The sequence below is a fragment of the Rhizobacter sp. P2_H2 genome (genome assembly GCF_056403375.1).
Window position 1 is genome coordinate 1 of sequence record NZ_JBFUFP010000152.1, and the last position, 8,381, is coordinate 8,381.

8 protein-coding genes and 1 pseudogene are annotated in these 8,381 nt (G+C 66.0%); 6 read left to right on the forward strand and 3 right to left on the reverse strand.

The annotated features are described in order from the left end of the window. The coding region (locus tag AC1D15_RS11190; protein ID WP_477826022.1) for an ArnT family glycosyltransferase at positions 1–589 on the reverse strand (589 nt) is incomplete at its 3' end. Between the two features lie 215 nt (positions 590–804). Here AC1D15_RS11190 and AC1D15_RS11195 point away from each other — a divergent pair. From AC1D15_RS11195 to AC1D15_RS11210, 4 genes are read left to right on the forward strand one after another with little or no spacing between them, the layout of a single operon-like run. Further along, positions 805–1,698, forward strand: a complete 894-nt coding sequence (locus AC1D15_RS11195) for a DUF6662 family protein (RefSeq protein ID WP_477826023.1) — start codon at positions 805–807, stop codon at positions 1,696–1,698. Between the two features lie 12 nt (positions 1,699–1,710). Then, positions 1,711–2,256 carry an FMN-binding protein gene (locus AC1D15_RS11200; RefSeq protein WP_477826024.1) on the forward strand — a complete coding sequence of 182 codons (546 nt, stop codon included), beginning with the start codon at positions 1,711–1,713 and terminating at the stop codon, positions 2,254–2,256. A 10-nt stretch (positions 2,257–2,266) separates the two neighbouring features. Next, positions 2,267–3,073, forward strand: coding sequence for an FAD:protein FMN transferase (locus AC1D15_RS11205; RefSeq protein ID WP_477826025.1), 807 nt, complete (start codon positions 2,267–2,269; stop codon positions 3,071–3,073). A 41-nt stretch (positions 3,074–3,114) separates the two neighbouring features. Continuing rightward, entirely contained in the window at positions 3,115–3,504 is a 390-nt protein-coding gene (locus tag AC1D15_RS11210) for a hypothetical protein (RefSeq protein ID WP_477826026.1), read from the forward strand. 572 nt (positions 3,505–4,076) lie between these two features. On the opposite strand, the gene AC1D15_RS11215 is transcribed toward AC1D15_RS11210, so the two are convergent. Continuing rightward, positions 4,077–5,423 carry an ATP-binding protein gene (locus AC1D15_RS11215; protein ID WP_477826027.1) on the reverse strand — a complete coding sequence of 449 codons (1,347 nt, stop codon included), beginning with the start codon at positions 5,421–5,423 and terminating at the stop codon, positions 4,077–4,079. Further along, positions 5,420–6,085 carry a response regulator gene (locus tag AC1D15_RS11220; protein WP_477826028.1) on the reverse strand — a complete coding sequence of 222 codons (666 nt, stop codon included), beginning with the start codon at positions 6,083–6,085 and terminating at the stop codon, positions 5,420–5,422. Before AC1D15_RS11220 ends, AC1D15_RS11215 begins: the two co-directional genes overlap by 4 nt. A 305-nt stretch (positions 6,086–6,390) precedes the next feature. Here AC1D15_RS11220 and AC1D15_RS11225 point away from each other — a divergent pair, with 305 nt between their 5' ends. Together AC1D15_RS11225 and AC1D15_RS11230 are read left to right on the forward strand one after the other, a co-directional pair. After that, a complete protein-coding gene (locus AC1D15_RS11225; RefSeq protein ID WP_477826029.1) occupies positions 6,391–8,049 on the forward strand; it encodes a CocE/NonD family hydrolase in 1,659 nt (552 codons plus the stop codon). Positions 8,050–8,238: 189 nt separating this feature from the next. Beyond that, positions 8,239–8,381 (forward strand): annotated as a pseudogene (locus tag AC1D15_RS11230) (transposase domain-containing protein); the annotation flags it as partial.

An 8,381-nucleotide genomic window follows, 5' to 3' on the forward strand; every position in this document is an offset into this window, starting at 1 on the left:
GACCAGTGAACAGGAGTACGCATCCGGTGCGGCGTCGCGGGCCATGCAAGGCTTGCCAAAGGCCGCCCATCGCCAGCGTCGTCCCCAACGTGAGCGCCTCGTCGGTCATCACGGCACCCGCCGCGAGCAGCGACAGGGCAGCACCGGCGAGTAGGCCGATGCAAGCTAGCGGCGGAGTGTCGCGGCGAGAGTTTGCAAGGCGCCAGCAGAGCCCAGCCACGAGGACCATGCACAGGAAGTGCGGCAGACGTGCTGCGAATTCGTTGACCCCGAAGCACTTCATGCTCAATGCGGTCAGCCAGAACGACAACGGCGGTTTGGCCCAGAACGGAACACCATAGTCGTGCCAAGGCGTGATCCAGTCGTTGAGTTCGAGCATCTTGCGGCCGACCTCTGCATAGCGCGCCTCGGTCGTGTCCATCAATGGCAGTCCCGCCATGCCGACAAGGCGCAACAGGACCAAGGCACCGATCAGCAGCAGCAAGGCATGGGTAACCCGCTCGCCGGCACTGCGGTCGAACTCCGAAGCACGCGCAAGGAAGGTATCCGTTACCGGAGTCGGCAGCTCGGGGCTCAGCGGGATATTCATCAAACCGATGTTGGTTCGACGCCGCTTAGCCAAGTCTTAGCGATGGCTTAGGCGAGCCTTAGGAAACTCGTATTGCACTGAGGGAGTCATCCAAGAAGACAACAGGAAGCACGCTAGTGCGCGGGGAGGCAGCGTGGCCGGCCGGATGCTGGTTCCTCGGTAGAATATGACTGCAAGTCATTCGCATTTGCCTTTGCTCACCCCTGGAAATTCCCATGTCCCTGCTTCGCCTCTCCCTGCTCGGTGCCGTTGCGCTCGCGCTGTCCGTGTCCGCGCACGCCGATGAAAACCTGTTCGGCTACGTACGCGGTGCCGAAACCTTGCCCAAGGGCTCGGCCGAGTTCTACCAGTGGGTCACGCAGCGCTCGAACAAGGGTGCAGGCACCTATCGCGCGATCGACACCAAGTCGGAGATCGAGTACGGCGTCACCGACCGCTTCCAGGTGTCGGCGGAGCTCAACGGCCTGGGCATCGACACCTCGGGCCTGGTGATCAACGGCTACCTGCCGCGTGACGAGAAGTACGGCCTGCGCCTGCAGGGCATCGAACTGGGGGTCAAGTACAACTTCCTGAGCCCGGCCAAGGACGACTTCGGCCTGTCGATGACGAGTAGCCTGGAGTACGGCTTCCTCGACGTGCACTCGGGTCAGAAGAAGCGCGAGATCGAGTTCGAGACCCAGCTGCAGGCGCAGAAGTACTTCATGGAAGGCCAGCTCGTCTGGGTCGGCAACGTCGGCCTGCGCGCTGCCTACGAGAAACGCAAGGCGATCGCCGACCTGCCGGACGGCTACGAGTGGCCGACCGACCCGGAGATGGAGATCAACTTCAAGTACGGCACCGGCCTGTCGTACCGCTTCGCGCCGGGCTGGTTCATCGGCGCCGAGGCGGTGCACGAGACCGAGTACGAGACCGAGGTGGGCCTCGAACGCTGGTCACTGTTTGCCGGGCCTTCGCTGCACTGGGCCGGCCAGCAATGGTGGGCGACCCTCACCGCCTTCAAGCAGTTGCGCGGCGGCGGCGAGCGCTACGACGGCCAGTCCGATGCGCACCTGCACCTGATCGAGAAGACCAAGAACGAAGTGCGCATCAAGGTCGGCTACAACTTCTGAGGTCCAGGCAGCATGAAGGCTCGTGACTGGTCGGTTTTTCTGTTGCCGGGCGTGGCGCTGGTGTCGCCGGCTTTTGCGGTCGACTACCTCAGCGCCGCGCAGGCGCAGACCCTGCTGTTCCCCGCGGCGAAGGATTTCGTCGAGCAGCCGTTGAAGTTCAACGACGAGCAGCGGGAACGCATCAAGTCGGCCTCCGGCCTGCGCCAGCGATGGGATGAGCAGAAGGTCTGGCGTGTCGAACGCGACGGCGCGCTGCAGGGCTGGATGCTCGTCGACGAGGTCATCGGCAAACACGAGTTCATCACCTATGCCACTGCGATCTCGCCGGATGGACACGTGCTGGGCGTGGAGATCATGAGCTACCGCGAGACGCACGGCGGCCAGGTGCGCGATGCCGCCTGGCGGAAGTCGCTGGTGGGCAAGACCCTGGCGGATCCCTTCAAGCTCGACCAGGACGTGCCCAACATCAGCGGCGCGACGCTGTCGTGCCGCAACGTGATGGACGGCGTGAAGCGGCTGCTGGCCATCCACAAGCTGTTCCTGGCCGCCCATGCCTGAAGTGCGCCGCATGCGCCCCTTGCTCGGCACCTATGTCGAGGTGGCGGCGCATGCCGACTCGCTGGCCGACGCCGAGCGCGGCCTGCGGCTCGCCTTCGAGGCGATCGACGAGGTGCAGGGGCACATGAGCTTCCACGCGCCGGCCAGCGACCTGACTCGCCTGAACCGTGCGCCGGGGCGCGACGTGGCGCTGCATCCGCTCACGCTGCGTGTGCTGCGCCTGGCGCGTGCCGCGATGCGGGCCAGCGGCGGCGCCTTCGACTGCACCGTCGGCGGCTTGATGGTGCGCCGCGGCGAACTGCCGGACCACGGAGGGCCGGCCCCGCTGCCGCGCGGGACGGATGCCGACATCGTGCTCGGCGCCGGCCGGGCGCGGCTGCGGCGGCCGGTGCGGCTGACGCTGGACGGCATTGCCAAGGGCTTCGCGGTCGACCATGCGATCCGACGCATGCGGGGATGCGGCGTGGCCAGCGGCTGGGTCAATGCCGGCGGGGACCTGCGCGTGTTCGGTGACCTCGCGTTGCCGGTGCACCGGCGCGAACTCGACGGCACGCTGCAGCCGTTGGGTGTATTGCGCGACGCGGCAATCGCCAGCACGCGCGTCAGCGCACCTGGGGCGGAGGATGCGTCCTTCCCCGCCCGCATCGTCGCGCCGCCAGCACAGCTGGCGGAAGCGGGCGTGTGGACGGTTCTCGCGCGCACGGCCTGGCGTGCGGATGCCCTCACCAAGGTGGCGGCCACCGCGACCGCCGGCGAGCGCCACGAGCGAGTGCGGCGGCTCGGCGGCAGCTTGATCGAGCCAGGGTCGGGCGCATGAAAGGCTACCCGCGCTGGTTCGTACCAGCCCTCATCGGGGCGATGCTGCTGATGCTGGTCAGCGGCGCGCTGCTGGCGCCGACCACCTTGGTCCTGCGCGGCGAACTGGCCCTGCCTTGGCGCTTGGCGGCGGGTGCGCGCATCGGCTGGGCGGCCGCGCATGCGGCAGGCGGTTTTGCGCTGCTGATGCTAGTGGGAGCGCTGTGGAGCGTTCACATGCGATCGGGCTGGCGGCGCCGACGCCAACGCGCCAGCGGGCTGGTGCTGGGCGTGCTGCTGCTGGCGCTGGCGGCGAGCGCGGTGATCATCTATTACGCCGGCGACGAGGCCGTTGGCGCAGCGGCGGCCTTCCTGCACCTGGGCCTCGGCGTGCTGCTGGTACTGCCGTTCGGATGGCACTGGCTGCGTGGCCGGCGTCGCGGAGCGGCTTGAGGAGCGTCGGTACCGGCAGGTCGATTTGCAGTGCGCCGCTGGCCCCCAAGGGACCGCGCCGAGGATCCTCTCGTACGCGGGGGAGGGGGCCGGACATGGTGGCTCTTGAAGGGGTGATCTCGTTTCCCGGGCTGAGCGCTTCTCGAGAAACCTGAGGGTAAGCCCTTGTGCGCCCAAGAGGCCGTCGACAGTTGACCTACTCCCCCGTCGCCGGCCAAAGTGGCCGGCAATCTGGGAGCGGTGCGGTGCCCTCTGCTTTTCGCCTTCCAGAGGCCAGGGCTGAGCTGTTCGACTACATTGCCCTCTTCGACAACCGGAGGCGCCGCCATTCCACGCTGGGCTACCGCTCGCCGAATCGCCTGAACGCGAGGTACAGGACGAAGGTGATCAGCAACGTGAACTGAAGGGGCCACGACTGCGAACCGGCGCTGGCCCGTCCGGCTCAAGCGGATGCCTGAACATGGCGAGTACGAGGCCGAGCGCGAACGCGCGCGAAGCGCCAATCCGGTGGAGCGCGGCGGATTGTCGGCAACACCTCGCTGAGGAAGCCGTGGCACCCGACTCCGAGCTCGTCACCGCGGCGCAGAGCTTGCGCTGCACGGTTTGAAGCGCACGGACAGGCACACCCCAGCGCCGTCGAGTCCATCGCTCATGTCGATGTCGGCGTCATGCCGTTGCGCAATGCGTTTCACCAACGACAGGCCGATGCCGCTGCCCGATTGGCCTGTGCCGGCCACGCGATAGAAGCGTTCGAAGATCTTGGCGCGTTCGGGCCCTGGAACCCCAGGCCCGTCGTCGGCAACTGACAGTACCGCGCGAGCGACTCCCTCGACGTCGACGATCCCGCAGCAGACCACGACGCGGCCGCCGGCCGCCGTGAATCGAAGTGCATTGTCGACAAGATTGCGAAGCAGGATCCCGATTTCATCGATGTCGCCTTGTATCAGGCACGGCGCGAGCTCGGCGCTCAGGTGGTGGTCCTTCTGCCGCGCGACGCCCTCGAAGTCCTGCACGACGATCTCGACCAGCTTGGACAGCTCGAGCAAGGTGTGCTGCTCGCCGCTGGCAGCGGCATCGAGTCGCGCAAGCTCGAGCAGCTGTGCCGCCAGCCGCGAGCAGCGGTTCACGCCGGCGGTCAATTGCCGCAGCGCGTCGTCTTTCTCGTCCGGGCGGCTCGCATGCAATGCCACGTGCGCCTGCGCCGACAGCGCCGCGAACGGTGTGCGAAGTTCATGCGCTGCGTCGGAAATGAAGCGGCGCTCGCCTTCCACCGCGCGCTTCAGTCGGTCGAGCAGGTGATTAAAGGAGGCGACCAGCGGCCGGATCTCGTCAGGCAGGCCCCGCATGGGGAGCGCCGACAGGTCTAGCGCGGGCCGCTGGTGGAGCGCGACGCGAACCGCGGTCACCGGACGGAACGACCGACGCGTTACCCACCAGACCGCGGTGCCGACGAGCAGCAGCAGGCCGGCGACATTCGCGACGCCGAACCAGACCGCCTTCCAGATGTCGGCGATCCACGGTTCCAATGACCGCCCGACCTGCACTTGCAGCCTGCCATCGGCATCGGAAGCGGCGTAGACGCGCACGTACTGATGGCCGATCCATACGTTGGAGAAGCCGTCGGAGAAGCTTGCCTTCATCGGCGAGGCTGGCGCATCGGGTGTTCGCGCGACGATGCGACGATCGGCCAACAGCTGAATGGTCATCGGGTACTGTGCCGAGGAAGGCAACGAATGGGCAACGCCGATCCTGTCCGGCACGTAGAACAGGATCAGATCCGCCGAAGCCTGCAGTGCGGCGTCGGTCTGGTTGGCGTTGGCCCGCAGCTTGAACCAGGCGATGCACAGCAGCCACCCGGAGGACAGCGCCAGCACGACGGCCAGAATCGCCACAATCAGACGAACGCGCAGCGAGCTCATGGTTGCGGCGCTCCGATTCGATAGCCGAATCCATGCACGGTCTCGATCAAGTCCTCGCCGAGCTTGCGTCGGAGTTGATGAACGTAGACGGCAATGGTGTTGCTCGCGACGCAATCCGTATGGCTATAGACGAGTCTTTCGAGCTGGTCGCGAGAGACCACGCGCCGCTGCCGTTCCATCAGCGCGAGCAAGGTCAGGTACTCGTGGGAGCTCAGTCCGACCGCCTTCCGTGCCCTCGTGACCTGGCGTCTCGCAGGGTCCACGACGATGTCGCCGATCGACAAGGTCTTCGACACCAGCCCCTGGCTGCGGCGCATCAAGGCTCGCAGTCGGGCGTACAGCTCGTCGAGTTCGAACGGCTTGACGAGATAGTCGTCGGCGCCGGCATCCAGGCCCCGAACGCGATCGCTGAGCTGGTCGCGTGCGGTCAGGATCAGCACGGGGGTCGCGTCGTAGCGGGCACGCAGCGCCGACAGCACCGTGAGGCCCGACGCGTCCGGAAGCCGCAGGTCCAGAAGGACGGCGGCGTAGTGGTGGTCGAGCAGCGCCAGACGCGCAGCCGCGGCGTCGTTGGCGCAGTCGACGCTCCATTGGTTCTGCTTCAGGCCCGAGGAGACGGCCTGCGCCAGCATGTCGTCGTCCTCGACCAGCAGGATATTCATGGTTCTACTTCTTGACTTGACGTGACGCCTTCAGCATGAAGGGGCGTCATTAAAAACTTCTTAATGTCCGTTGCGCAACATGGAGTCGTCGACGCAGGCCAGCTCACGGACTCGGTCTGCTCGCATTCTCAACGTACAACGGAGATGGTTGCATGGTCCAGCGTTCAGGTCGTAGGCATCGGCAAAGGGCAGCGTGCGGGGTCGTCCTGATCGCTCTGGCAGCTTGTGGAGGCGATCCGTCGGATCCACCGTCGGACGGGCCGATACACCAATGGGGCTACATCACGCTGCCCAATGGCAACAAGATGCGCTACTCGGTGTCGCTGCCCCACTCGACCGGGACCTATCCGGTGCTAATCGAGTACGACGGCTACGCATCGGGCAGCGCCCCGAATCTCGGACGGCGCTGGCTGGACCAAGGTTATGCGGTGATGGGCCTGAACGTCCCCGGCACCGGTTGTTCGAGCGGCGACGACCGCGTGTTCGACGCGACGGTCGGTGCCGCAGGCGCCTACGCCGTCGAATGGGCGGCCCGGCAGAACTGGTCGAATGGCCGCGTGGGAATGGTCGGCGACTCGTATGCCGGCTACAACCAGCTCTGGGTCGCTTCACAGCGCCCGGAGCACCTGCTGGCCATCGCGCCCGGCAAGGACGTGACCGATCCGTACCGCGATGTCGAGTACCCGGGCGGCATCCAGAACATCGGCTTTCCGGCGGCGTGGATCGGCAGGTTCCCAGCCTATTGGCAGGCCGCGGCGGCGGTGGCAAAAGACGATGGCGACATCGCGTGCGAGCAGACCGCAGCCGCCAACATCGCGAAGCTGCGACGACCCGATCTCGACTGGCTCAGGTGGCTAGACACCGATCCGCACTACGACGCGCTGTACGCCCAGAGGAGTGCGATGTTCGCCACCGGCTACATCGACATCCCGACGCTCGGCACCCAGGCCTGGCAGGACGAGCAGGTTGGCACGCGCATGGGCTACTACGAGGACACCCTCTCGCCCGACAACATGTGGCTGATAAGCTCGAACGGGACGCACGAGACCAGCTACATCTCCGACTACGTGTTCGAGGTCCAGAAGCGCTTCTACGCGCACTTCGTCAAAGGCGAAGACAACGGGTTCGAACAGGAGCCGCACCTTCATCTGTTGCAGGAGCTGCAAACGCCGAAAGATCCGAAAGCGACGCTGGCGGCGGTTCCGACCGCGGTCACGCGGCTCGACCGCCTGCCGGTCAAGGTCACGCCGATGCGGCTGTGGATGCGGGCTGACGGAGGCCTCGGCGCGGACGAACCGGCGAGCGCACAAGCGGCGTCCAGCAGCTACCGCTATCCCGTGGACAGTCCCTCGGTCAACAACCCCGTCGCCGAGGGCTGGGCGGACGTGAGTGCCCCTGATGGCCAGCTGACATTCACCACCGCAGCGCTGCCTCAGGATCTGAGCTACTACGGGGAGGGTTCTGTCGATCTGTGGCTGAGTACGACCGACAGCGACACGGACGTTCAAGTCACGTTGTCGGAAGTGCGACCCGACGGCATGGAGATGTTCGTGCAGCGGGGATGGCTTCGCGCTTCGAAGCGGCAACTGGATGAGTCGAGGTCTTCCACTCTTCGGCCGTGGGGCGACTTCACCGAAGCAAGCGTGAAGACGCTGGTTCCGAACGAGCCCACCTTGCTTCGCGTCGAGCTCCAAAAGTTCGCGCACGTCTTTCGCGCGGGGTCGAGCTTGCGCGTGACGATCGATACGCCGTCGCAGACCGGGTACTGGGTGTTCGGAAACCGCAAGACTCCGTCGACCAATACGGTCTGGCACGACAAGATGCGTCTTTCCAGCATTGTTATCGGCTACTTGCCCTACGCGCATGCATCGGAGCGTCCGAGCTGCGAGACGACGCTGCGCCAGCCCTGCCGCAAGAACGCAGTCGCGGTGCCGACAGGTGTGGGTCCACGGGAACCCAGCTGACGATGATGACGACGTGGCACGACGCTCGGGCCCGCACTAGCAATCGGTGGACAGGTCTGCGACGCGCAGCGGACTTTCACGTGCGCTGCGTTCTCGGCTAGGGCCAGCCAGTCGCAAGCGCACAGCGAAGTCATGTTGACCCGATCCACGCGACGCAGGAGCCTTGCGCCCGCCTATGAAGCCACTGAACAGGATGGTCGGTCAGCGGCGGCCCCCATGAGCCTGATTCAGTCGGCCAAGCTGAATGGACACGACCCGTACGCCTTCCTCATGGCCGTGCGCGAGCCGTCAGCCACTGTGATGGCGGCAATGGCTTGGCCACAATGCGAACC